22 protein-coding genes and 1 tRNA gene are annotated in these 24,945 nt (G+C 35.3%); 13 read left to right on the top strand and 10 right to left on the bottom strand.

All coding sequences use genetic code 11. The features are described 5' to 3' along the window. Positions 1 to 67 precede the first annotated feature (67 nt). From G9X62_RS03350 to G9X62_RS03325, 6 genes are all read left to right on the top strand, one after another. Positions 68 to 2,185, top strand: a complete 2,118-nt coding sequence (locus G9X62_RS03350; protein WP_223131394.1) for a peptidylprolyl isomerase — start codon at positions 68 to 70, stop codon at positions 2,183 to 2,185. A gap of 62 nt (positions 2,186 to 2,247) precedes the next feature. Further along, on the top strand, positions 2,248 to 3,906 hold the full coding sequence (gene gldG / locus G9X62_RS03345; RefSeq protein ID WP_223131393.1) for a gliding motility-associated ABC transporter substrate-binding protein GldG: 1,659 nt from the start codon (positions 2,248 to 2,250) through the stop codon (positions 3,904 to 3,906). Positions 3,907 to 4,013: 107 nt separating this feature from the next. After that, a complete protein-coding gene (gene dnaN, locus G9X62_RS03340) occupies positions 4,014 to 5,138 on the top strand; it encodes a DNA polymerase III subunit beta (protein ID WP_130895190.1) in 1,125 nt (374 codons plus the stop codon). A 196-nt stretch (positions 5,139 to 5,334) separates the two neighbouring features. Continuing rightward, positions 5,335 to 5,748, top strand: coding sequence for a thioredoxin family protein (locus G9X62_RS03335; RefSeq protein WP_130895189.1), 414 nt, complete (start codon positions 5,335 to 5,337; stop codon positions 5,746 to 5,748). A 47-nt stretch (positions 5,749 to 5,795) separates the two neighbouring features. Beyond that, entirely contained in the window at positions 5,796 to 6,098 is a 303-nt protein-coding gene (locus G9X62_RS03330; protein ID WP_223131392.1) for a nucleotidyltransferase family protein, read from the top strand. Continuing rightward, on the top strand, positions 6,088 to 6,426 hold the full coding sequence (locus G9X62_RS03325; protein WP_223131391.1) for a HepT-like ribonuclease domain-containing protein: 339 nt from the start codon (positions 6,088 to 6,090) through the stop codon (positions 6,424 to 6,426). Before G9X62_RS03330 ends, G9X62_RS03325 begins: the two co-directional genes overlap by 11 nt. Before the next feature lie 39 nt (positions 6,427 to 6,465). Here the strand turns inward: G9X62_RS03325 and G9X62_RS03320 are convergent, their stop codons facing one another. Then, positions 6,466 to 7,278 carry a TerC family protein gene (locus tag G9X62_RS03320; RefSeq protein WP_223131390.1) on the bottom strand — a complete coding sequence of 271 codons (813 nt, stop codon included), beginning with the start codon at positions 7,276 to 7,278 and terminating at the stop codon, positions 6,466 to 6,468. 148 nt (positions 7,279 to 7,426) lie between these two features. Between G9X62_RS03320 and G9X62_RS03315 the strand changes: the two genes are divergently transcribed. After that, a tRNA-Val gene (locus tag G9X62_RS03315) sits at positions 7,427 to 7,501 on the top strand. 109 nt (positions 7,502 to 7,610) lie between these two features. Here the strand turns inward: G9X62_RS03315 and G9X62_RS03310 are convergent. Continuing rightward, the gene (locus G9X62_RS03310) at positions 7,611 to 8,348 is read right to left on the bottom strand and encodes a hypothetical protein (protein ID WP_223131389.1); all 738 of its coding nucleotides are present in this window, start codon (positions 8,346 to 8,348) and stop codon (positions 7,611 to 7,613) included. 105 nt (positions 8,349 to 8,453) lie between these two features. On the opposite strand from G9X62_RS03310, the gene G9X62_RS03305 reads away from it, so the two are divergent. Together G9X62_RS03305 and G9X62_RS03300 are read left to right on the top strand one after the other, a co-directional pair. After that, complete coding sequence (locus tag G9X62_RS03305; protein ID WP_223131388.1) at positions 8,454 to 9,218, top strand: hypothetical protein; 765 nt, start codon at positions 8,454 to 8,456, stop codon at positions 9,216 to 9,218. A 177-nt stretch (positions 9,219 to 9,395) separates the two neighbouring features. Next, positions 9,396 to 10,154: a hypothetical protein gene (locus tag G9X62_RS03300; RefSeq protein WP_223131387.1), complete on the top strand. Its 759-nt coding sequence runs from the start codon at positions 9,396 to 9,398 to the stop codon at positions 10,152 to 10,154. A gap of 49 nt (positions 10,155 to 10,203) precedes the next feature. Here G9X62_RS03300 and G9X62_RS03295 read toward each other — a convergent pair whose 3' ends face one another. The 7 genes from G9X62_RS03295 to G9X62_RS03265 all read right to left on the bottom strand — a co-directional run bounded on the left by G9X62_RS03295 (position 10,204) and on the right by G9X62_RS03265 (position 17,667). Next, positions 10,204 to 11,418: a tyrosine-type recombinase/integrase gene (locus G9X62_RS03295; RefSeq protein WP_223131386.1), complete on the bottom strand. Its 1,215-nt coding sequence runs from the start codon at positions 11,416 to 11,418 to the stop codon at positions 10,204 to 10,206. A 74-nt stretch (positions 11,419 to 11,492) separates the two neighbouring features. Beyond that, complete coding sequence (locus G9X62_RS03290; RefSeq protein ID WP_223131385.1) at positions 11,493 to 11,789, bottom strand: helix-turn-helix domain-containing protein; 297 nt, start codon at positions 11,787 to 11,789, stop codon at positions 11,493 to 11,495. A 60-nt stretch (positions 11,790 to 11,849) separates the two neighbouring features. Beyond that, complete coding sequence (locus G9X62_RS03285; RefSeq protein ID WP_223131384.1) at positions 11,850 to 12,227, bottom strand: hypothetical protein; 378 nt, start codon at positions 12,225 to 12,227, stop codon at positions 11,850 to 11,852. Positions 12,228 to 12,408: 181 nt separating this feature from the next. Then, positions 12,409 to 14,079: a DNA methyltransferase gene (locus tag G9X62_RS03280; RefSeq protein WP_223131383.1), complete on the bottom strand. Its 1,671-nt coding sequence runs from the start codon at positions 14,077 to 14,079 to the stop codon at positions 12,409 to 12,411. A gap of 98 nt (positions 14,080 to 14,177) precedes the next feature. Beyond that, positions 14,178 to 15,299 carry a hypothetical protein gene (locus G9X62_RS03275; protein WP_223131382.1) on the bottom strand — a complete coding sequence of 374 codons (1,122 nt, stop codon included), beginning with the start codon at positions 15,297 to 15,299 and terminating at the stop codon, positions 14,178 to 14,180. Positions 15,300 to 15,396: 97 nt separating this feature from the next. Next, entirely contained in the window at positions 15,397 to 16,662 is a 1,266-nt protein-coding gene (locus G9X62_RS03270; protein WP_223131381.1) for a BT4734/BF3469 family protein, read from the bottom strand. Between the two features lie 354 nt (positions 16,663 to 17,016). Then, complete coding sequence (locus tag G9X62_RS03265) at positions 17,017 to 17,667, bottom strand: recombinase family protein (protein WP_223131380.1); 651 nt, start codon at positions 17,665 to 17,667, stop codon at positions 17,017 to 17,019. A gap of 507 nt (positions 17,668 to 18,174) precedes the next feature. On the opposite strand from G9X62_RS03265, the gene G9X62_RS03260 reads away from it, so the two are divergent. The 4 genes from G9X62_RS03260 (at position 18,175) to G9X62_RS03245 (ending at position 23,976) form a co-directional block, all read left to right on the top strand. After that, positions 18,175 to 18,555, top strand: coding sequence for a hypothetical protein (locus G9X62_RS03260; protein ID WP_223131379.1), 381 nt, complete (start codon positions 18,175 to 18,177; stop codon positions 18,553 to 18,555). A gap of 121 nt (positions 18,556 to 18,676) precedes the next feature. Next, positions 18,677 to 19,612: a DUF4007 family protein gene (locus G9X62_RS03255; RefSeq protein WP_223131378.1), complete on the top strand. Its 936-nt coding sequence runs from the start codon at positions 18,677 to 18,679 to the stop codon at positions 19,610 to 19,612. Continuing rightward, the gene (locus G9X62_RS03250; protein WP_223131377.1) at positions 19,602 to 22,856 is read left to right on the top strand and encodes an ATP-binding protein; all 3,255 of its coding nucleotides are present in this window, start codon (positions 19,602 to 19,604) and stop codon (positions 22,854 to 22,856) included. The genes G9X62_RS03255 and G9X62_RS03250 overlap by 11 nt, the downstream gene beginning before the upstream one ends. Then, complete coding sequence (locus G9X62_RS03245) at positions 22,849 to 23,976, top strand: phosphoadenosine phosphosulfate reductase family protein (protein WP_223131376.1); 1,128 nt, start codon at positions 22,849 to 22,851, stop codon at positions 23,974 to 23,976. Before G9X62_RS03250 ends, G9X62_RS03245 begins: the two co-directional genes overlap by 8 nt. On the opposite strand, the gene G9X62_RS03240 is transcribed toward G9X62_RS03245, so the two are convergent. Then, on the bottom strand, positions 23,969 to 24,925 hold the full coding sequence (locus tag G9X62_RS03240) for a phospholipase D-like domain-containing protein (RefSeq protein ID WP_223131375.1): 957 nt from the start codon (positions 24,923 to 24,925) through the stop codon (positions 23,969 to 23,971). The two genes, G9X62_RS03245 and G9X62_RS03240, sit on opposite strands and share 8 nt — an antisense overlap. Between the last annotated feature and the right edge of the window lie 20 nt (positions 24,926 to 24,945).

The following is a 24,945-nucleotide window of genomic DNA, read 5'->3' as shown; positions in this document are numbered from 1 at the left end:
ATTTTGCGTTTCTTTGTTCAAAACACAAGAGCAAAATAAAGAGTAAAAACAATTATTTATCCTTATAATGGCATTAATTACAAAAATTAGAGAGAAGTCTGGAGTAGCGGCGGCGGCGATTGCTATCAGTTTAGTGTTGTTCCTAGTAGGAAGTGATATTTTCCAAGGTAAATCCTCTTTGTTCGGGTCTAACTCGCAAGAAGTAGGTGTAATCGCTGGAGAGAGCATCATGATCCAAGATTTCCAAAAGAAAGTAGAAGAAGCTACTCAGAATTACACAGCCCAAACGGGTAAAGGTCCATCTGAGCAAGAGGCGAGCATGATTCGCGATCAAGTTTGGAACCAATTAATCTTAGACATCGCTTACAAGAAGGAATTCGATGCGTTAGGAATTAAGGTTTCTGATGAAGAATTAATCGACATGGTGCAAGGAAATAACATCCACCCATCTGTTCGTCAGCAATTCACTAACCCTCAAACGGGTCAATTCGACAAGACTTTCGTGGTTCAGTTCTTAAAGAACTTGAAAACATTGCCAGTAGAGCAACAACAAGCGTGGGATCGTTTTGAGAAATCTATCTCTCAAGATCGTATCCGTGCAAAATACGAGAACTTGATGCGTATGTCTAACTACGTGACTCAAGCTGATGCAGCGAAAGAATACCAAGCGCAAACAGCGAAGTTCAATTCGAAATTCTTATTCGTTCCTTTCTTCTCTATCCCAGATTCAAGCATTAAGGTGCAAGATTCTCAATTAGAGGAGTATTTAGCGAAGCACAAAGATGAGTTCAAAGGAACGAACACGCGTTCTATCCAATACGTGACGTTCCCAGTGATTCCTACGAAACAAGATACCGTAGAGTTTTACAACCAAATCAAGAAGTTAGCGAAGGATTTAGCGGTAGCGCAAAACGATTCAGCGTTCGCGATGTTAAACTCGGATGTGCGTACTCCGTATTTAGTTTCTTATTCAGAAATTCCGGAAGGTGTGAAAGAGCAATTAGGTACCTTCCAAGTAGGTGGTATCTATGGTCCTTTCAAAAACGGCTTATCGTATTCGATCTACAAATACGGTGGTGTGAAGAAAGATACCTTATTCACGATGCGTGCTAGCCACATCTTGATCGCACCAGCGAACAAGTCGGATTCAGCGAAGGCGCAAGCGAGAACACGTGCGGAAGGAATTTTGGCACAAATCAAAGGAGGCGCGAGCTTCGAGACTTTGGCCCAAATGAACGGCATGGACGGCACTGCACAACAAGGTGGTGACTTAGGATACTTCAAAAACAACGGCGGAATGGCGAAGTCATTCGAGAAAGCGTTATTCGGTTTCAATGGTGCTGGTTTAATGCCAGGTATTGTAGAAACAGAATTCGGTTTCCACGTGGTGAAAGTAACGGATGCAAAAACAAACACGAGCTACAAGTTAGCAGCGATCAACAAAACGATTGCCCCTTCTCAAGCGACGATGGACAAAGTGTTCACGACGGCTGATGCGTTTGCGAATGCAAATGGCAACTTAGCTTCGTTCGAAGTGGCATTGAAAAAAGAACGCAACTTGATTATGATGCGTGCTGAGCGTTTGACAGAAAATGCTTCTGCGGTGAATAACTTGTCGAATGCACGCGAAATCGTACGTTGGGCATTTGATGATAACACAGCGGTAGGCGATGGTTCTAAGAAAGTATTTGAGCAAGATTCTCAATACATCGTGGCTTATGTGACAGGCAAGTCTGAAAAAGAGAATGTGAAAGTAGAAGACTTCCGTTTAGAATTAACGGCTTTAGTTCGCAATCAATTGAAAGGCGAAATGATCGCTAAGAAATTAGAGAACAAGAAAGGTTCATTAGAGCAAATCGCACAAGCGTATGGCGCGGGTGCTTTAGTAGAAACGGTTCAAGATATTACGTTAGCTAGCGGTATGTTAAACACGGCGGGTCCTGATGCGATTGCTTTAGGTCGTATCGCTGGTTTGAAAAACGGTAAGCGTTCGAAGGTATTCGTAGGAGATAATGGGGTGTTTATCGCTGAGAAATTAGGCGGTGCTCCTGCTCCAGCTTTAGCGGATTACTCTTCTTACAAGAACCAAATCCAAATGATGAACACACAACGTTCTTCATTCTACATTAACGAAGCCATTAAAGAAAATGCGAACATCGTAGACAAGCGCTACAAGTTCTACTAGGATTTAGAAATTTCGATTAGAAAAGCATTCTGCAAGGGATGCTTTTCTTGTTTACCCCCTACATGAAGACGCACCTAAAACGTTTTAGCGCTTATTACCTCATCGGCATTGGAGTCCTTCTGATGGCATTGAGCCCTTTTGTGCGCGGACGTTTTGACCTGAGCGAGGACGGCAAGTACACGCTGAGTGAGTCGAGTGAGATCGTTTTGAATAGCATCGATGCGCCCATCCGCATTCAGCTGTATTTAGGTGGGGATGATTTGCCGGGAGGTTTTAAACGTCTCCAAAAAGAAACGTTGGACCTGCTCGCCGATATGCAGTCTAGCGCCAGCGCGAAGATGGAAGTGGAAGTGATCGATGTCTACGATGAATACCCTACGGAAGAGGCGCGGGCTTCTTTGACACGTCAGCTGGATTCCTTAGGCATCCCTCCTACTAATTTAGTCCATAAGGACAATGGCAAGCAGGTGCAACAACTCGTGTTTCCAGGACTTGTTATCTCGAAAGGGGCGTTAAAAACGGGGGTGCTTTTATTAAAAGGAAATAAATTAGCGGGGCCTGAGGAGATCATCAATCAGTCGATTGAGGGATTAGAATTTGAGATCGTTCAGGCGATCCAAACTTTGTTACCCCAAGAGCGCAAGAAGATCGGCTTCTTCGTTGAATATTCATCTACCCCGGCGATTGCACAGATTGATCTGGTGAATAGCTTAAAACGCAAATATGACCTATTTCCAGTGGACTTAGCGGCCTCTCCTACCTTGGACGGCTTGGATGCGATCTGCGTCTTGAATCCGACCCGTGAATTCAGCGAATCAGACGCCTATAAAATCGATCAGTTTATCGTCAAAGGCGGTAAGGCCTTGTTCCTGGTGGATGGCGTGAAAATCGATACGCTGGAAAATCAAGGTTTAGCCATTAGCCCGCGCAAAACCGGTTTAGAAAACATCCTATTCCATTATGGTCTTCGCATCAACGCGAACCTGGTGAAGGACGCGCAGCTTTCTGGGATGATTCCTCTGAAGGTGGGAAATATGGGCAATAAGCCAAACATCCAGCTGATGCCTTGGCCATCTTTCCCGTTGTTGAATGGAAATCCCAAGAACTTGATCACGAAAAATCTGGATGCGGTCTATGGTCGTTTCGTTTCCACGATCGATACGATTTCAGGCGTTGCATTGCGCAAGACGCCTTTATTGCGCACCAGTCAGTATACGCAGGTGGCGAAAGCCCCTTCCCTGCTGTCGTTTAGTTCTGCGGGCAAGGATTTTGACCCAGCGGCTTATAATGCAGGGGTTCAGACGGCGGCGTATCTAGTGGAGGGCAAATTCGAGTCTGCTTATACCAACTTAACGCAAGACACGAACTTCGTGGCTTCCAGCGATATAGAATCCGCGATTCTAGTCGTGGGCGATGGCGATGTGGCCTTGAATGGGGTGGATTATCAGTCGCAGCAGGCGCTGCCGCTGGGTTTTGACCCGTTTATGAAGAATACCTTCGCGAACAAGGACTTTCTGTTGAACGCGTTTACGTATTTAATCGAGGAGAATTCGCCGCTGTTAGCGCGGTCTAAATCGATCCAGCTTCGACCTTTAGATAAGGCCAAAATCCAAGCAGACGGCACCTTCTACCAAGTGATTAACATTGCGGTGCCGCTTCTTTTTGCCACACTATTAAGTTTAGGTGTGGTCTTTTACCGAAAGCGCAAATACAATCGCTAAATACATATGCCAAAAGCTTTGGTAGAAAGCTTAAATTATTTTAACTTCAAGGTTTGAACGGCATCCTGTCGAAAACCCTTTTACACGTATCATAAAGCTAATATATAATGAAGTTTCTTGTAGCCTCTAATGTCCTTTTAAAGCAATTATCAGCCATCAATGGTGTGGTTGCTAGCAATCCTATCATTCCTATCTTAGAGAACATCTTAGTGGAATTAGAGGGTAATACCTTGATCTTAACGGCATCAGACTTACAAACGGTGATGACGACGCGTTTAGAAGTGGAAGGATTCGAAAACGGATCGATCGCTTTACCAGCGCGATTATTGTTAGAGACTTTACGTAGCTTACCAGAGCAACCGGTGACGATTTCGGCGGATCAAGCGACTTTTGGCGCAGAGATCTCGACTCAAAACGGTCGTTTCAAATTATCAGGTGAAAACCCAATCGACTTCCCACGTATCCCAGAAGTAGCGAAGAATCAAACGATTTCTTTGACCTCTATGGTTTTAGGAGAAGCGATCGCAAATACTTTATTAGCGGTTTCAAACGACGATATGCGTCCAGCGATGACCGGTGTTTTAATCCAAATGATGGGCGATCACACGAACTTCGTAGCCACTGATGGTCACCGTCTTGTGCGTTACCGTCGTAATGACATTCGCCCGGATGCACAGAGTAGTTTGATTTTGCCAAAGAAGGCTTTGGCCCTATTGAAATCCACTCTTCCTGCAGACGACACGAACGTAACGGTTGAATTCAGCGCATCAAACGCTTTCTTCAGCTTCCAAAGCTTCTCGCTTATCTGCCGCATCATCGACGAGCGCTTCCCAGAATACGAGAACGCGATCCCGAAAGAAAACAACGAGATCTTAACGATCAACCGTTTAGAGTTCTTGAGCTCCGTAAAACGTATCTCGATCTACTCAAACAAAACAACCCACCAAATCCGCTTAAAGCTATCCGCTAACAAGCTAACGCTTTCAGCAGAGGACTTGGATTACTCAAACGAAGCGAACGAGGTACTTGCTTGCGACTACGCAGGAAAAGACATGGAGATCGGTTTCAACGCGAAATTAGTTTCTGAATTATTGAGCAACTTATCTGCGAAATTCGTAGACATCAAATTAAGTGAGCCTAACAAGGCTGGTTTGATTATTCCATCGGATCAAGATGAGAATGAGGATATTTTGTTGTTAGTGATGCCGGTGATGTTGAACTCATACAATTAATCCGTAGGATTAATTAAAGCATAAAGCACTTAATTAAAGCATAAAGCACAAAGAATAAAGCATAGAGTTGGAATCCCCTACGGGGATAAATTCAGAAGTGTTTTTATAACTAAAGTCTAAAAATGATGCCGAAGGCTCATTTTTAACCATCTTTATTCTTTATGCTTTGTGCTTTATTCTTTAAAACAATAATGTTATGAAATACCTACTAATTGCCCTATTAGCCATCTCGTTAACCACAACTGCGCAAGACGAGCCAGCTGGTGTACGTTTCTTCGAAGGAACTTTCAGACAGGCGATGGCCAAAGCCAAGAAAGAGAACAAAGGCATCATGTTCGATGCGTATACGACTTGGTGTGGTCCTTGTAAGGTATTAAAGTCAAAGGTATTCCCTAACCCAGAATTAGGCGCTTACATTAACGAACACTTCGTATCTATCGGGGTGGACATGGAAGCGGGAGAAGGCCCAGCCTTAGCGAATATGTATCCATTAGAGGGTTATCCTACGGTCTTCTTTTTAGATGCCTCAGGCAAGGTGAAGAAGAAAGTCTTAGGCCTGCCGCAGGGTGGCGCAAAAGAGCTGCTAGCAATTGCGAAAAGTATTAAATAGTTTGCTTCGGCATTGATTTAGGTTAAGTTTACGTTCTAATTCCAATTATGAACACGCTTACAGCATACAAAAATGAAATCAATGCCCTTTGTGCGAATCACAAGGTAAAGAGCTTGTATGCTTTTGGCTCTGTTCTAACGCCTCAATTCAACTCTCATAGTGACATTGATCTACTCGTCGATTTTGATAATGTAGATGTCAATGAATACGCTGACAATTATTTTGATTTCAAGTTCTCCTTACAAGAAATATTCAATCGTCCCATTGATTTACTAGAAGCGCAAGCCATCAAGAATCCTTATTTTAAACAAGTTGTTAATCAAACTAAGCAACTTGTTTATGGATATTGAGATAAAGGCGTGGCTATACGATATATTAAGTTCTATCATGGAAATTGATAGTTTTTTTACTGATATCCCCAAAGAATATTCCAGTTACAGAAATGATATTCGCACTAGAAGAGCGGTTGAAAGAAATATTGAGATCATAGGAGAAGCTTTAAGTAGAATTATGGCCAAAGATCCTACTATTGAAATCACCAATGCTCGCAAAATAGTAGACACGAGAAATAGAATCATTCATGGCTACGATTCTGTCTCTGACGAAATTGTCTGGGGGATTGTTATCAACCACCTTCCCATTCTTCAAAAAGAGGTTCAAGACTTATCAGGTGAATAAACTATATATAATTAAAAAGCCCCTTCTGGGGCTTTTTAATTATATGATACCCTCGCGTTCCGCCTGGTTCTTCATATCGTTTATTTCCACCTTCTTCGTGCTGCGCTTGCGCATCTGGATGTTGATGAATTCTACGAATAGGGAGAATGCGATAGAGAAGTAGAGGTAGCCCTTAGGGATCTGGCCTATGGAGTTGCCTAGGATGGTTAGTTCAGAATCGTGGCTCGCTTCTGCGATCAGCATGAAACCGATCATGATTAAGAAGGATAGCCCCAAAACCTGTAAGGACGGGTGATTGTTCACAAAGCGGCCTACAGGGCCTGAGAATCCCATCATGATTAAGGCAGATACGACGACGGCGATGATCATCACCGGCATGTAATCGGTTAGTCCTATGGCCGTTAAGATGGAGTCTATGGAGAAGACGAGGTTGATGAGGGCGATTTGGGTTACGACTTTGGCCACTGAATTAACGGCTTTCTTTGTGGTGGAGACTTCGTGCTCCTCGCCTTCTAGCTTTTGGAAGATTTCATTCGTCGCTTTATAGAGTAGGAACAAGCCACCCACAAAGAGGATGATCGCCTGGCCAGACGGTGCGGCCTTCAGCCACGGATAGTCGATGTGCGTGAAGGGTTGCTGCAGCGAAATCAAGACCGAGATCCCGAACAACAGGATAATGCGGAAAACCATCGCCAGCAAAAGACCGATATTGCGCGCCTTGCCCTGCTCCTCTTTAGGTAAGCGGGAGGCCGTAATCGAAATAAAGATGATATTATCGATCCCTAATACGATCTCCAAAAACGTCAATGTCAATAAACTGACAATACTATCTACCGAAAGCAATGATTCCATAAAAATATTTTTCTGCCGCAAAGATGGTGTGTTTCAGGCAGATAATCAAAGAAAAGGGCCTCTGAGACAAAATTTATCAACTTTTTTCAAACCCAGACTTGCATATTTTAAAATAAAATAAGATATTTGCAAACCAATTCAACGAAATGGTCCTATAGCTCAGCTGGTTCAGAGCACCTGCCTTACAAGCAGGGGGTCCTAGGTTCGAATCCTAGTGGGACCACAGAAACCACCTCAAACGAGGTGGTTTTTTTTATTTTACGGCAGGAGTAGCAAAGTGGGTAGCACGAGAGGGGATTTCAGATGACAGATTGTTTTAAATTAAACAAAGTCTAATGCGTATGAGATTTCATACGACTCGGTCGAAGATTTAAGTATTTAAAATCCACTCCAAAATACACATTCACCCAGATACGATTGGGTACACTAGTTAAATCATATTTTTGAATCCAATTCTCGCCTTTTTGATTTACTGTGATTGATTTAAAGCTAATGGGTTGATAAAACTCTGGCCCACTCAAAACGTCTTCTTGCAAATTCTTTCCAACTAACGTAGTATTCGCTAAAGAAACTTGATTCCCTTTCTTATTTTCGGCTCGACCAGAAAAGTGCATTTCACCTTTCTCTAAAATAATATCGCCTTCCACATCAACCCAATCACCCTTTTCTTCTAACCGAAGTCTAACATCACCAAATTGTACTCCAAAACCTTTTTGATCTAAACCTCTTATAATAGCTTGATTTTTCAACCCAATCGTTTCTGGAATTGAAATCTCATTTTCTAAAGGGACAATAAGATGTGCGACACCCAAATGACCGTATTCCTTCTTCCCGATATAATAAGTGTCTGTACTACACAAAAAAAGCATCAGGACTCCAGTACCATTTTGAATTCGAGGAATTTGATTAGGAGGTACTATTTCCCGAATCTTTGCTTCAGGAAGATTCCAAAGAAGTGTCAATCCGATGGTTTTATCTTCTGGTCGCATTTTCCAGCTTTCTCCATTTTTAATTGTCGAACAACTCATTTGTAGAAATAATAAGCAGATTAAACCTACGCTCATTTTCATATCCATTCTAATTTAAGTTTCTGAATCTAAAATTAATATAATTCCTCCAACTCATATATTTTTACTAATTTTCGAGCTATTCAACTTAACATTAACTTATTACCTATGGAAGTACATCATCATTCGCATCACCCTAAAAAGTGGAAGGAATATATATCAGAATTTTTGATGCTCTTTGCAGCGGTAACTTTAGGATTCTTTGCAGAGAATTTAAGAGAGCATCAAATTGAAAAACATAGAGAGATTCAGTTTTTGAAAAATATCCATTTAGATTTAGAAAGAGATATTAAAGAAATTGATAATGTCATATCATTCAATGTTCAAAAACAACAATATGGCGATGAATTGGCGAAATTATATGATACGGGAGTATCAAATGACTTACCAAAATTCTATTTTTTAGTAAAAACCTTAGCATTGAGAACCTTTTTTCAACATTCCAAAAATGGTTTAGAGCAATTAAAAAATGCTGGAGGATTACGCCTAGTAGAAGATGATGAAATCATCCAACAACTTCAAGTAATTGAAATTCGAGTGGCAAATACCGAAACACTACAAGAAAGTATGGACCTGAATTTAACTTACTTTCGGATGAAAACGAATTCCGTATTGGATGCCGTTACGGTTCAGGAAATGAATATGAATCAAAAATTAAAGAACACTAAAACCTTCAATTTTAGAAGATTTGAGGTACCTGACAGTGTTCGACCTCTTCATTTAAAATCAGTGGATGATATAAACGAATTGGTTAATTTAGGCATTGCCCCTGTGAACACAACCAAATACATAAATGCGCAATTAATCGAATTACGGAAGGAGTGTGTGCAATTAAATAAATTACTTATTCAAAAATATGGGAGTGAGTTTTAGCCCGAACTTTTACTTAATAAACCACCTCAAACGAGGTGGTTTATTTTATTTTAGGGCAGGAGTAGCAGAGTGGGTAGCTAGTGATGAGTTTTCAATTTCATTTTATAATAAACAAAACCACATTCTCGATCAATTTCATTAATTTTCAATTAAACTTACTAGTTCCGATTAAGAGCAATGAAAAAAGACCAGATTATTAACCTGATTTTAGATAAAATAAAGTCTGGTGAAAATTTCAATTTTGAAGAAATTCAAGATAGTATAACCTTGAATAATGACTTTTCCGAAATAAGTGGTTTGGTTAATTCTATCAATGCTCCAAATGCACAAAAACGGAAATATTACAACTCCATAATTCTGTCAAAAATTGTAGCAAAAACAGTTGAATGGTTCAAGTCAGATGAAGGTAAGGAATGGATGAATTCCCAAAATAAAAAATGGACAAATGAAAAAATTGGTAAAAACATATTTGGCTGGCAAAAAAGTTTCTTTTATAAACTCCTAAAAATGGGTGAATTAAGCGACCAAATATTTTTGGCATTTGATAACCATTGTGACTCTTTCCCAGAAGATAATTTAAGTCGCTCAATCGCAAATCTATTACGTTTTTCAAGAACATATAAATTTGAGAAAAGTGATGATAAAAGTATACTGGAAAAAGAATTAAACAGATTCAAGAAAACAATATTATTTAGAAAAAGACATTTCATCTCCTCAGAATCGATTCAGCTTGTAGATGAAATCATCACATTGATAGATTCTAAAATAATGAATTCATCAAAAAAAAGAACAGAAAACTCAATCACCAATATAAATAATAAAGAATTTGAAGATGAGCCTCTTAGTGAGGCAAGGAAATTTAGGTATATGCAATATGAATTACTTAATGAGATTAGGGAGATAAAAGAATTAATTAACAATAAACCCTTCCATTAGAACCAGAAGGGTTTAATACACATATACTAAAAATAAACATAAACAATAACTAAACAGAAATCAATCTTTGCTCAAGCTCTCTCACTTTTTCAATCACCCCAGTCAACGCATTCTTATTATTGTGTTTCAGGTATATCTCTAAAGTAACAATTGACTTATGCCCTGTAATCAAACACACAGTCTTCAAATCGATTCCTAATTCCATAACCAATTTAGTAGCCAAAGTGCGTCTAGCACAATGAAGAACTAACAATTGGTAACGTTTTAAAGTCTCTTTAATCTCGATCCCACCCTTTGTATACTTAATCTGAATTGAACGATTAAGACCAGGGACCAACTTTCCAATCTCCTTAATTTCCTCGTTCATAGTCTGCTCGTTGACCATCTTAGGGAAACGACCATTGTACTTGTCCAAAATACGCTTAGCCATTGGAAAGATAGGAATATGAATTTCTGACCCAGTCTTCTTATTATGTAGGGTAATAATTTCATCATCCCCTCTTTCAAATGAATTAAACTGTGAGAAGTCTGAGATACGAAGACCTGTCCAACAGAGAACTAAAAACTGGTCACGAATAAGTTCACGGTGAGGGTTATCAGAAAGATTTAACTCATACATATCTTTCAACTCATCATTGTCCAAAGCAATACTTGTAGATGGTTCTTTGGGTATCTTGATACTGTACTTAATAAATGGATTGTGTGGCAAAAATCCACGTTTGGAATATAATGAGAGGAATGTCTTCAAATTCTTCAAACGGTCACCAACTGTGTTCAATTTCAAATTCATCACATTTGTAAGGTAATTCTCAAAACTTAAAATGAATTCGCGTGTCACGATTTCAACATTTGTAATACCCTTCTTGCGATACTTTTGGAAACGCTCGAATTCACGAATCAACGACTCATAGTTATCAATAGTTCCACGTTCGAAACGTTTCCCATTGTTTAATTCTACTCCAGTCTCACGTTCCTTAATTGTCTTCAAAATCAATGGTATCATCAAAATGGTGTTCTTGGGTTTGAAGTAATCCTCCAACTTTGTATCAGACTTCAAATAGGTAACGATATCCTCCTTGGTTGGATTAGATTCATTTACACGTCTGAATTCACGATAGAATCTGTCAACCTTGTTTTGGAACTCATTGAGGTCACTCTGAATGTATGAGTTCTCTTGTTTACCTCTCGTCAACTTCATACCTCCATTATCCCATTCTTTAGGGCTGACCTGTAGATTTGGTAAGGTTAAGACGATACGATCCATTCCATCGAAGTTGATTGATACCCCAACTGATGATTTTTCTTTAGTTTTTGATTTAATAAAAAATGTAACTGCCATTATGCTGCTTGATTAAATGATACTTGTTTTTTGTTTAAAAGACGGTCAATCTCCTTTGAGGAAATCAAAATCTTACGACCTACACCTTTATTAATTAATAACCCTTGGTCAATATAAGAGCTAACTGTATTTGGTCTTACACCGAGAGTCTTTGCTGCTTCATCACGGGTGTAAATCACCTCTGGCATATTGATTCGTTGAAGTAGTTCATCAAACTTTTTATCCAACATAGTCGTCAACACCCACTCTAGTTGATCTGAATCTAACTGGTAGATTGGTCTTTCTTGAATTTTCATATTAAAACTGATTTAGAAGGACGTAGCGCTAGGATACGCCCTTTTGATATAATTATCAAATTAGATGGTGTTATTTACTGGAAACCATAAGGATTCATTGTTGGGATCATTTAACCATTTTATTAGTTTATTGGTCGATAAACACAAACCATAAGGTTTGGAACCATTTAATTTCAATCTAGAAGGACAATTAATATTCTCCTGTAATTCAATAAAATCCTTCAATGTTGTTAAATGATATCTATCCTTATTAGGGTTGTAATTAAAATTCAAAATAGTTAGTTTTCTGGCATCACTATTAAATTTTCTCTCAATTAGATATGTTATTAACGGAGATTCAGAATCCATTACTTTTTGAAATTCATACTCCTTATTAGAAATTAAAAACAATTCTAACTTGTTTTTTGACACAACATTTTTAAACATTAACTTTTTCATTTTAATTTAAATGGTTACTCTCCACCAAAAAGTTTAAATAAAAATTTGAAGGTTCGATATCCTATACACCCACAGGTTTTTAATATTTTGACACACAATTTCCCCTACCCATCGTTTTGATGAGGATTTCAATATTCCATAAGTACTTTTGAATATCTAAATCACGGTGATGTTGTGACTTTTATGCGACTAATTCATATTCTTTTTGAGATTCTAAATACTCTAACGCTAATGGATGATATTCACTAAGGCTTTCTGCCAAAACTCGCTTTGAAGTATTAACATTATTTTGATAAAGCTCAACTCCGCAGTAACGATATCCCATCATCAATGACGTGGAACCAGTGCTTGCAATTCCACTGTACGGATCGAAAACCAATGGAGTATAATCTTTTGTTGGTTTAGGACAGAATGTAGACAAAAAGATTGCGGGTAACATTTGAGAAAATGTAGCTGGGTGCCATTCTTCGCCTTCAATGTGTTTAATTCTAGAGGAATTGGTTTGAACGGTGACAATATCGTGTAATTCATTTTCGCTCAAAATATTGCGAAGTTGTTTGTAAAAGTTTGGAACATAATAATTCACTCCGTCCCATCCATAATCTTTACATCCTCGCGCGATATTGAAATTCGTAATATCCTTTTTAATTTTGAAACGATTAAAATAGAAGTTCTTGGATTTAGCAAAATGAAGCACTACTTCATAGCTAGGTTGAAAACGATGATTTTGATTTGAAATAGGTTTATTTGAGTCTTTCTTCCATATTACACGATCAACATAAAACATTCCACGTTCAACCATTTCCAAAACAACGTGTTCAATTACAGCTAGACATTGACCTTTATCATATGTTTCGCCTAAATTAATGAACATACTACCTGACTCCTTAAGTCGAGCATAAGGCTTCATTAACGTATCAACAAGTCTTTTTGCGTACAACTTAGGAGTTGCCTCCCAACCCATTTCGTTGGGATCATCGCCATATCTACGAAGTTTGTAATAAATTGGACTAGAGAATACGACGTCAATTTCCATATCCTCAGACAATTCTACATCCTCAATACTACCGTGAATAATTTCATAGTTTTCTGATTTGATAGGGTAAATATCAATTTCTGTATATCCTTCGTTGCGCTTATAATTAAACGTATCAATTAGTGAAAGTGCTTTATCCTTATTGAAAGCTCCTTGTAAATATTTTGCAAGAATTTTTGATTCTCCCTCTTTCTCATAATTGTAATCCTCACGTGCTAATGATTCTACAACAAAGGCTGCCTGAGATACCAAAATTTTCTCTTCAAACACTTGATCTACAATATTTAATCCATCACCATTATCCATAGTCCATTTGATTACATTCATCATCAAGATCACATTACTGCGAGACCAGCCTTTACCTAAAGAATCAGACAAGAAATTATATCGTTGATTGCGATCACGTAAAGGGTTAGAATCACCAGATTCAATACGAAGAATGGAGATAAATTCACGCAATTTTTCTTTGGCAGTTTTAACCTTTTGAATCTGTGAGTGAATGATAAGATCTTCTAAAGAGAAAGACTCCTCTTCAAAATTGAAATCAACTAGTATTACATCGATTTCATTTTTTTCTAAACGAATTAATGCTTCAAATCTTAAAACACCATTGATGATAAATAATTTATCATTTTCTTTAACACACAAGACAGGTTGTAATTGTCCGAATTCTTCGATACTCGTTTTAATCGTTTCAATTTCGATTTCACGATTTGTGTAGTCGTAAAGATTTTTCATCTCTTGAGGGATGAAAACTTCAGAAATTTTCAATGTTTGAAATTTTCCGGCAATTGAGCACTTTTCTACATTTTTCATATTTGTTCGTTTAAGTTCGATACAAATATTATTGATGAAAAATGCCTATTAGGGGCTATAAAGGCGCCTTATTATAAATTTACAGGCGCCTTATTTCTTCAGATATAATTTAATAATTGACCTGGCAAATCAATTACAACACCTTCCTTTGAGTGAAAAATACTGCAATAATTATCTACAGGCCCTTTTAACACTATAGAATCGATTGAATAAAGTCTGGCAATTTCAGCATTTACATTTTCTCTCAAAATATTACTAATTTCATTTCTTAGGTCTTTAACATTCTTTACTGCTTTGGATTTGTCGCCTTTAGTAAAATGTCTTCCATCATCTTCTGTTATCAAATTTAGAAGAGTGAAAATTGGTTTCAGTGATGTTCCTCGCTTCAACAAATTAAATAAGGTTTTTAAACCATCTAAGTTTGACCTTAAAGACTCGATTGAGATATATTCATCTTTATGAAGAAGCATATACAGATAAAACATCTTTCTTTTAGGGTCAAAAGGAATTAACGTATCACCAATAAATATTTCTAGATTTTCAGTTACTCGCAGACTTGGAATCTGACGACTTAATAATATCGATTTAAAATCAGACAATTCATTTCTTACTAGGTCAATTATCTCTTTAATTTGTATTAAGACGTCAATTGAAGCATTTTGAGAAGCCAACTCAACACATTGATCGCAAATTCTACCACTGTTAAATTTTATGCTAATATCATTTTCATTTGAACAAAAATCATTAATACATCCAATAGGCTTCAGATGATAGTTATCAAAATGACCCAAAGGATAACCTTGTAATGATTGAAATAGACATTCAACTGTTTGATGAGCAATAGCTATATGAGGGAGATTTCTTGAAAAGGTTTCCCAATCGTTCGTTCTTATGAAAAAATCCTTGTCTCTAAAATAACTAAACCACTTTTTTTCAGTGTTGTAGTATTCAAAATCCAACTTATAACTGGTGAGAACAACAAGGTATTGACTAAAGTGCAAATCATTTTTAAATCGATAACTCTTGCTTATTTTATTTAAAGATTCTACCTGAAATCCATAATCAGGATTATAATCTTCAATTATACTTTCTAATGATTCCTTTGAAAGAACTTCTAAATCGATAAAATTTATAGGCCCTTTTTGACAATTCAGAAAATCAACGACTCTACCAATTTCATCGTTATTGATTTCTGGTGTTCCAGTAATAAAAACCTCCATAATAGTTGTATTTGGAGTTTAAATTAGCAAGAAGAAAATCTTGAAGCAAATTCGAATTCAAACAAGTTGAAAAGCAAAATGTAATACTAAAATCGTTTTATATTGAATGATTTAATTCTTGAATCAATTTATCTAAATCAATAAGCTCTGTGTTTCGGTGTTTTATTATTGTACCTCTATTTAAACCAGATTGTTTAGCAATACTTGAGTTGGATATCTTTGCACCCTTGCTTTCAATTTCATTAATTGCTTTCTCAATTTTAAGTTTGCTGGCATTTTGTTTTAAAGCTCCAATGATTAAACCAGATATCTTTCGTTTATCAATTTCTGACCTTAAATCTTTATTGTAGTGTACCCTTTTTAATTTGGGCTTAACATTCGATCTTCCTCGATCTTTTATCCCATTATAAACAAAATCGAACAATCGGATCAGTTCTTTTTCATTCATTTGTGTATCACCCGTATTGGATTGGTTTATATAATAGAGGTAAGATAATAAGATTTGTCTTTCTGAATTTGGATTCAAGTAAACCAACTTATGAATGATATTCGTGAAGGTTTTATGTTTAAATCCATCTTTTATGATATATCCATATCGTATTTCAACATATTCAATTTCTTTAAATTCAACAATTGAATTGATAAGAGTAACAGGAGTTTCAAAGATTAATTGTTCTAATACCTCCTTGATTGGAGTAGGATTAAAGTCTTCTAAAAGTGCGCAATTGGAACGTACCATTGTTAGAGGTGTTTTATATACTCCAGTTGTGCACTTTTTATTAATTAAATTTTTGTTCTTAAAATAGTATTCAGGAATCTCGATTTCATTCTCATAATTAAAAAATACTTCAGGGTCTAAAGAAATAAACAAAGGACGAGCAATATCACTAGTATTTTTATCGTAATCCTCATTTACCATAATGTTATCAATAATATATTGCCGAGCAATAAAGAATTCATTCTCATTCTTTATACAATTTGACACCTTGAATAAAATAGAAATTCCTCCTTTACTACAGGAAAAACATATAAGAGAGGCCATATGTCCATAGTCTTTAATAAACCGTTCTTTCAATTGTTCAGCATTTCTATAATCGTCAATATCAAAGTATATATATGATGATAGTGTGAATAAATTGTAATCTGATTCTTTCAGGTTTCGGATCTTTACTAAACAATTGGGAGTGATATAAGAAAGGGATCTCTTTAGTGGACCATAATCCTTATTATGTCTTCTAAGTTCTCGAACCTTTTCGATTTTGGATTTATCAGGATTATTCTTAATCAACCTTACCAATGCTGGTAAGTCGATGTGTCTTTTTGGGTAGATCACTGTGATTCCACCATTAAAAAATGAAAACATTTATTTTAAAATCCCTATCGCTAGTTGGTAACAGACAACAATAACAATAAGGGGGGTAATCAATATCTTATGTACTTGAATTGAATCCGTTACTCTCCAACTATGTACAGTTAAAATATATGAAAAAGGAATTAAAATGGGAAGAGTTCAATGCTAAGGAATTGCTAAATACTTAAGATTTGAGCATTTTTTGCCGTAATCGAAGACTAAATAAAGTAACTAAATGTATTACATAATTAAGTGGAACAAACAACCTCTAAACTATTTAAACCATTCTTTTTATCGTAAAATTAGTGTGTAGAAAGTTTGAGATTTTATCATTAGTATTGACCCTTTTATGAAGCGAGACCTTAATTATGAAATTTCCTGTAATCTTTTGATAGTTGCTTTCACTTTCATCACCGTTGTAGTTGATGTATTCTCTGTCAGTTTGGAGACTTGTCTTAAACTTAACCCACGCTTTAACAGCTTCACAACCTCCGAATACTTCTTCAATAGATCTTCGTCAGAGATTGTATGACCAGGTTTTCTCCCAACTTTCCCTCCATTGTTTATGTAGTTACGGTAGCCGGACTGGAATCTGGACTTGGTTGCATCAGACTCCATCGCGGCTATACTTGCTAATATCTGAACCAAAAACATTGTCAATGGATTAATTGACTTATCCTCATATAAGGTTTCAAGGTTGTAGTTCTTTATAAAAAGTGAGACCTTTCTCGTGTTTAGCTCTTCAACAAAGGAAAGCCCCTGAATGACATTACGGCCTATACGCGAGAGCTCCCAAGTAAGGACCTTATCAATCTTACCCCTATCAATATCCTTCAACATCTGTGACAGTATGGGTCGATCCTCATTCTTTTTGAATCCACTGATTTTCTCTTCATAAATTCCCACAAGGTTGTACCCCATTCGAGCCGCATACTCGGTAAGTTCATTTGTTTGTCGCACAGTATCTTGTCGATTTCCTACGCTTGACACTCGGCTGTAAATCACTGCATTTACCATAACTGTATCATTTAAATCCTTTGAATTGTTCTAAGGCTAATGTAGATCAATATTTAATATGGCGCAGCATTCTAGTAAGATTAGTTTGATACACTAATTTGATTGATACAAAAGATGACGAAACCATATGGATTTTGCCACACAACTTTAGCTAAGGATCATTCCTGATTGGCACTGATCAGGGATATTTTTCAAATGTTCTTTGGCAGGGATCTCCCCCCGGAAGGAGGTGCAGGAAGTGCTCCCGTATTCCGCCTTATATATGGAATACCTGTTAAGAGAATTTAGGGGGTCAATACTCTTCAAAAAATCCGGCAGAAAATTTTCCAAAAAATCCGAAAATATTGAGTTTGGGAATATTTATAATAAAATGAAATATATGAAAATGTTAAAAGTGCTAAATCCCAAAAACAAGGTTGAAAAGCCAATGAAATTGATCATTTCAGAAATTCAATTCAAGAACCTAATCTCCAAACTAAACGAACAACCATTAAATCAGTTAAAAAAATGAAACTACCTGGTTCAATAGAATTAAGCGACGAAGTTATCAATGGAAATGGCCACAGAGTTGTTTATTTTAAAGTACAAGATCCAAACGCCCTTGTACCAGCAATCGTTGAATTAGGTATTATACCTGAAATCAACTTTATTAAAGGAATGTTAGAAAAGATGTGTGACGGATTTGATCTACCCAGAGATCAACCTATCATTATCGCTGGGTCGGACATTAATCACCTTTCATATATAATAGGTCTGATGATCGGTCTTCAAAATGGATCTATTTCTACAAAAGAATATGAAAATATTGACTCATTTCATTATTTAGGAGAGTTGAATAATACATCTACCAACAATTTTGAAATTAATGATGAGTACATCGATTACTAAATTGACCTCATTTGGCAAATTAAATAGTCGCAACCTAAAACAAATAATCGTCTATAAATCAAATAGTTAACCTTTAAAAAAAATAATTGTACTGATAATCCTCTTTAATTGACTTAAGCAAATGGATAAACTTCTCCATTTTGATTATCTTCGTTTAATAAAAAATGAATTAATTAAAGTGAAAGAATTTTTAAGATTTTCAGGACACGAGACATTTCATTGTAAAGAACAGTGGCTGACAAAAGGAGTGCAACTATTTGATATAAAGGAAGTTGATGCATTTAATGATGACATATTTGCTATAACCGAACTTGGTGTCGGCAAAAATATGGTAAAGTCAATACACCATTGGTTAAAGGCATTTGGGTGGATTAATTCAGACGGAGCAATAACACCCATTGCTCGAAAAATCATCGAAAACGATATTTTTTTAGAGAACGAAAGCTCAGTATGGCTTTTGCAATATCATCTTTGCAAGGATGAATATGCTTCAATCTTCAAAATTATTTTTTTAGACTACTTTGCGGACAAGGTAACTCAAGAGTTCTCCGAAAAGTCAGTCATTAACTACATTAATAGAAGACTTCAGCAAAATGGAACTAAGTCCGTTTCAGAAAATACCCTTTCTTCAGATTTCAATGTATTTTTAAAAACTTATGTTGCTCCAATAAAAAACATTAAAACAGTCGAAGATGACTTTAATGCTCCATTATTACAACTAAACTTGATTTCTAAAACAAATAGAAGAAACGAATCAGGTGAATTAGTTTATAAGATTAATTTAGGTGAGCAAAGCTCTATTTCACCTTACTTATTTATGTACTTTATCTGCGACTCATTTGAAAATGAAACGGTAATAAATCTCGATTCAATCAGAAAAATTCTTGGTTCATATTTGTGTCTTACCTTAGATTCACTTGAGAATTTGATTTCACAAATATGTACCCTTGACAACAGATTTGTATATAAAGACGATGCTGGTATCAAGCAATTGCAGATAAAAACTAATACACCAGATTTCAAGCAAGATTTATTATCTTCTATATATGAGAATTAGTAACAATATTTCGACAAATATTTTAAGAGATAGCGGTAAAACTCTTGAATATATAGTAACTGAAAACACTAAAGAAATATTCGAAAGAATATTCCTGAGACCCAATAGTTCCTCTAAATCATTCAATTTAATTGGAAATTACGGAACCGGAAAATCTACTTTTTTATGGGCTCTTGAAAGAAATTTAAATGGCGAACAACTTTTCTTCAATACTCTTGACGACAAAAAAGGATTCAAGGCATTTGAATTTATAAAAATTATTGGGGACTCCGTATCTTTTACCCAAACCCTAGCGAATGAGCTAAAAATTGATGGAGAAATTAGCAATAGCGCAATAATTGAGGCATTACAAAAGAGATTATTAAAAGCTAAGAATAAATCTAAAGGATTAGTTATTCTGGTTGATGAATTTGGTAAATTTTTAGAATTCGCCGCTAAAAATAATCAACTTGAAGAACTTTTTCTTCTACAAAAAATAGCAGAATGGGCTAACAATGATGAAACTGAAAGTTATTTCATCATTACCTTACATCAAAACTTTGCTACTTATGGAAAAAATTTAAATAGTCAGGATCAACTTGAATGGGAAAAAGTTAAAGGACGATTTACAGATTTGTTATTCAACGAACCTGTTGAACAACTAATATTCTTTGCAAGTAATAAGCTAAAAGATTTTAATCTTAAAGATTGTGATAAAGACAATTACAACGACCTATTGTCATTAATTAAAGAGTCCAATCTAATTAGCTATAATAATTTAATTACCGAAGAACTTTCTTTAGCACTATTCCCATTAGATTGGATTTCTGCAACAGTATTAGTCAATTCATTACAGCGTTACGGCCAAAATGAACGTTCATTGTTTTCGTTTCTGAATGATAAATCTGAAGTTTCAATACATAAACGGAAGAATGAGTTTTACTCAGTTTCCAATGTATTTGATTATTTGGTATACACGTTGCCATCAGAAATTCTAAGTCCTGAAAATCCCCACAAACCCCAATGGAGCTCAACCTTTAAGGCAATTGAAAGAGCTGAACTTATTTTTGATGAGGACTACAAACAAGCTGTAGAAGTCATTAAAACAATCGGCTTATCAAATATTTTCACAAAGGCTGGAGGGACGTTTGATGAAGTATTTTTATCAAAATATTTTCAATTTACGAGAGGAGTCGACATTTCAGACATACTAACCAAATTAGAGAAGGCTGGTATAATAAGATATTACAAGCACAGTAATAAATTAAACTTTCTTGAAGGAACAGATATTGACTTAGAGAGAGAGTTAATTGCCGTCTCAAAAGAGATAAACCCCGATTTTTCGATTAAAAATGAAATATTAAACCTTACAGATTTTCCAATCATCCTCGCAAAAAAGTATTCCTCAATAACAGGTACATCAAGATTTTTCGAATTTAGAGTAAATGAATCACTGGAAAATATCAATGATGCTGAAGGGGCTATTGATGGTTACATTAATTTAATTTTTGACTTTGAGGATAAAGAAGAAATTAAGCAATGCTCATTAAATCACCCAACTAATATTTTCGTTCAATACTTCAACTCAAATGAAATCAGAAGCACCATTTTCAAAATATTACAGTTAGAAAAAATAATCTCTAAATATTTTGATGATATAAACGCCAAAAAATTATTAAAGGATGAGAAAGATTTCTACACGGGTAAACTAAAAGACCTAGTGACTAATTCTTTATTCATCGGAAATTCAAACTCTTGGATTTATAATGGAGAAGAACAAAAAAATATTAAAAGTAAAAAAGACTTGAATGAGCTTATAACTAAAATTTGCTTCAATATTTACCCTAAAACTCCATATTTTTTCAATGAATTAATAAATAAGGAATTCTTAAGTACTCCCATCAATTCCGCAAGAAAAGCTTTAATTACGAGATTACTTGAAAATGAGACAATAGAAGATTTAGGATTTGATTCATCTAAATTCCCTCCAGAGAAGGCAATTTATTTAACGTTATTGAAGAAAACTGGAATTCACCGTTATAGTGAAGACAGCAAACAATACCAAATATATGCACCTCAAAGACACCGAAATTCCATTGCGAATATTTTTGAGGATTCTTTAGTGGATATATGGGAAGAATGTGAAAAGTTCTTAGATTCTTGCTTTTCTAAAAATAGAAACCTTAATGAACTCTATTCGATATTGCGAAAAGCACCATTCAAATTAAAAAAAGGCTTTATAGAGTTTTGGATTCCAATTTTCCTGATTTCTAAAAGAGAAGAATTCGCTATATTCCACATCACTGGAGGATTTACGCCATATCTTTCAACAGAAACTTTAGATTTGATTCATAAAAAACCAAGTGACTTTTCAATCAAAAGTTACCAGGTATCAGGATTTAAAATCAATTTATTAGAAGGCTATAAAGAGATTACACAAATAAATAATTCTGCAAATGGCCTTAACACAACTTTTTTGGCCATTTACGGCAATTTCTTAAGATTTCACAGAAGCCTAACTAACTATTCTTTAAATACAAGAAATCTTAGCCCTCAGGCAATTAGACTAAGAGATTCCATAAAACTTTCAAAAGATCCGGAGGACGCATTATTTAATAAATTTCCAGATGCATTGGGTTTTTATGCTTTGAATAATGAAACGGATTCAAAGGTTGTATCTTCTTATGTTGAGCATTTACAAAATGCCATTTCAGAAATTAGAAAATCCTATTCTGACCTAATAGATGAAATAGAACAAAGTATAATAGATAGTTTTAATTGTGTTGATACTAATTTCCCGAATTATAAAATAGAAATTAAAGACAAGTTATCTCAGATTGATTTGAATAGACTAACAAAAGTTCAACGAGTATATTTTGAACGTCTTACCTCCCCATTAGATGATAGACTTAGTTATATTAAATCAATAGCTGATCACGCAATAAACAAAAGGATTGAGGATTTATTAGATGAAGAAAAGATAATACTTAATTCAAACATCAAACTATATTCTAATGGTTTACTAAGCGCCGTTGAGATTCACCAGTTTAACAAATCTTCAAAAGAGGGTAAAATGGTCGAATTAAATCTAATTGACGAAAATGGGATAAATCAGCAACTAAAGGTAGTAATCAACAAAAAGTACGATAGTAAAGTAAATATATTGAGAGAACAATTAATCAAAGAATTAGAACCTTTCACATTAGAATTCAAAAAAGAACTATTAGTTGAAATATTAAATCAATTAATCACCAAAGATGAGTAAAGTTAACCACGTTTTAGGAATTTCAGGCGGCAAGGACAGTGCAGCACTTGCAATTTATATGAGTAAGTACTATCCTGAATTAGATATCAACTATTATACCTGTGATACAGGGAAGGAACTAACAGAAACTTACGAACTTATTGATCGACTGAATTCTGTGTTGGGTAAGAAAATAACAGTATACAATTCAATGGATTTAGAGAACTCACCATTGAATAACCCATTTGATCACTTTCTTGCAGTTTATGGAGGATATTTACCATCACCAAATTCAAGATGGTGCACAAACAAGTTAAAATTACAGCCTTTTGAGGCTCATATAAAAGATGAGCCAACAATTTCATATGTAGGGATTCGTGGTGATGAGAATAGAGAAGGATACATCTCTAAGAGGGAAAATATCCAAACCATTTTTCCATTTAGAAAAAATATCTGGAGTGAAGATGTCATTAAAAAGGTATTGTCAAATGAAAATTTGAATATTATCCAATCACTCTACGATGAAATAGGGAAGGAATTTGACGCAGATTTATCTAAAATCAATCAAGTTATTAGTCAACCTATAAGTTTCAAATTCACTCAATCTCAAAAGCTAAACGCATTATTAGATTTAAATCTAAAGCTTTTCAATTATGTAATTTTTCGTTTCTTAAAAACCACAGACTACCCTGTTGGTAAACTTGATAGTTTCCCATTGATTGACAATCAGGATATCATTAAAATAAATGATGTATTTGAGATTTTAGAAAATTCAGGCGTTGGAATCCCAGCATATTATAAACCTGTTGAATATCAAGTTGAGATTGATGGAGAGGTAAAAACTGGGCACTACTCGAGAAGTAGATCAGGCTGTTTTTTTTGCTTCTATCAACAAAAAATTGAATGGGTGTGGTTGTTAGAGCAACATCCTAATTTATTTGAAATGGCTATATCATATGAGAAAGATGGATATACGTGGATGGAAGAGTCCTTGGTTCAACTAAAGCAAGCAGAAAGAGTTAAAGCAATTAAAAAGGATCATTATTTGAAGACAATGAGGGCTAAAAGTAAGACAGGTACTAATTGGCAAGATGAAATTTTAAATGCAGAAGGAGAAGGCTGTGCAAGTTGTTTTATTTAAAACCGTTAAATGTCAATATTTGAGAATGACCGCCATCGGGCACTTCAAAAGAAAACTCTAAGTCGAAGAAGCATACCCATCTATACAAATTATTGACAATGAATTGTTTCTTCATTTCCCAACTTCTTGGAGTGGGTACTGTTGTGGTATTTTCCTGAATCCAGGTTACACAACCTCCATAGTGAATTGAACTATTAGGTCGAGATTTTACAAAATCTTTGAATTTAATTACAAATGGGTGATTATTAAATTCATTACTCAAATGAACATAGAACTCCTCTTCAGTAATATCTGATTTTAAATTAAATAAAACCATATCGTGAGAAATCGTTCTATACTCCTCTTCATTCAGATCAGTAAGTTCATTTATATTTTCCAATAAAAGAGTAGGTGATTCAGTCATCGGCAACTGAGAGATCAAAAAGGAATCTACTAACTTCTTATTTGTATCTAATATTGGATAGTTCAATATGGGTAATTCAGTCATTGAAACAAGTTTATTTATTTCATCATATAAACCCTGATCAACATACTCGCTATCAAATATAATTTTATTAAAGTAATTATATGTCTCAATATTATTGAAAGTATTTGCCCCTGCTAATTCGTAATTAAACTCCCCTATTTCTCCAACACCTCTGTTTGTAATATTTGCAGAACCAAATATCAAATCCGATTTATTATTCCATAGCACCTTTAAGTGAATGCGCGTATTTCTATATAATGCGATATTGTTTTCTCTACAATAATCGTATAGATTTAAATCAGAAACCCCTAGACATAAATCTCTGATTTCCCACCTTACAATAATTCTTTTAATTGATTTTGATTCATTAAGCTTTCTTATTTGATCGGTTTTAATGTAGGGAGAGAATATAGTTATCTCTTCATTTTGTCCAATGAATTCATAAAACCGATCAAATAAATTGAAACCACTCAATAAAAGCATAAAATATGAATTAATACAAA

Origin of the sequence: Aquirufa lenticrescens, from assembly GCF_019916085.1 — a bacterium.
GTDB lineage: Bacteria > Bacteroidota > Bacteroidia > Cytophagales > Spirosomataceae > Aquirufa > Aquirufa lenticrescens.
Note: the sequence above shows the minus strand (reverse complement) of the source record. Positions and strands in the feature narration are given on the sequence as shown.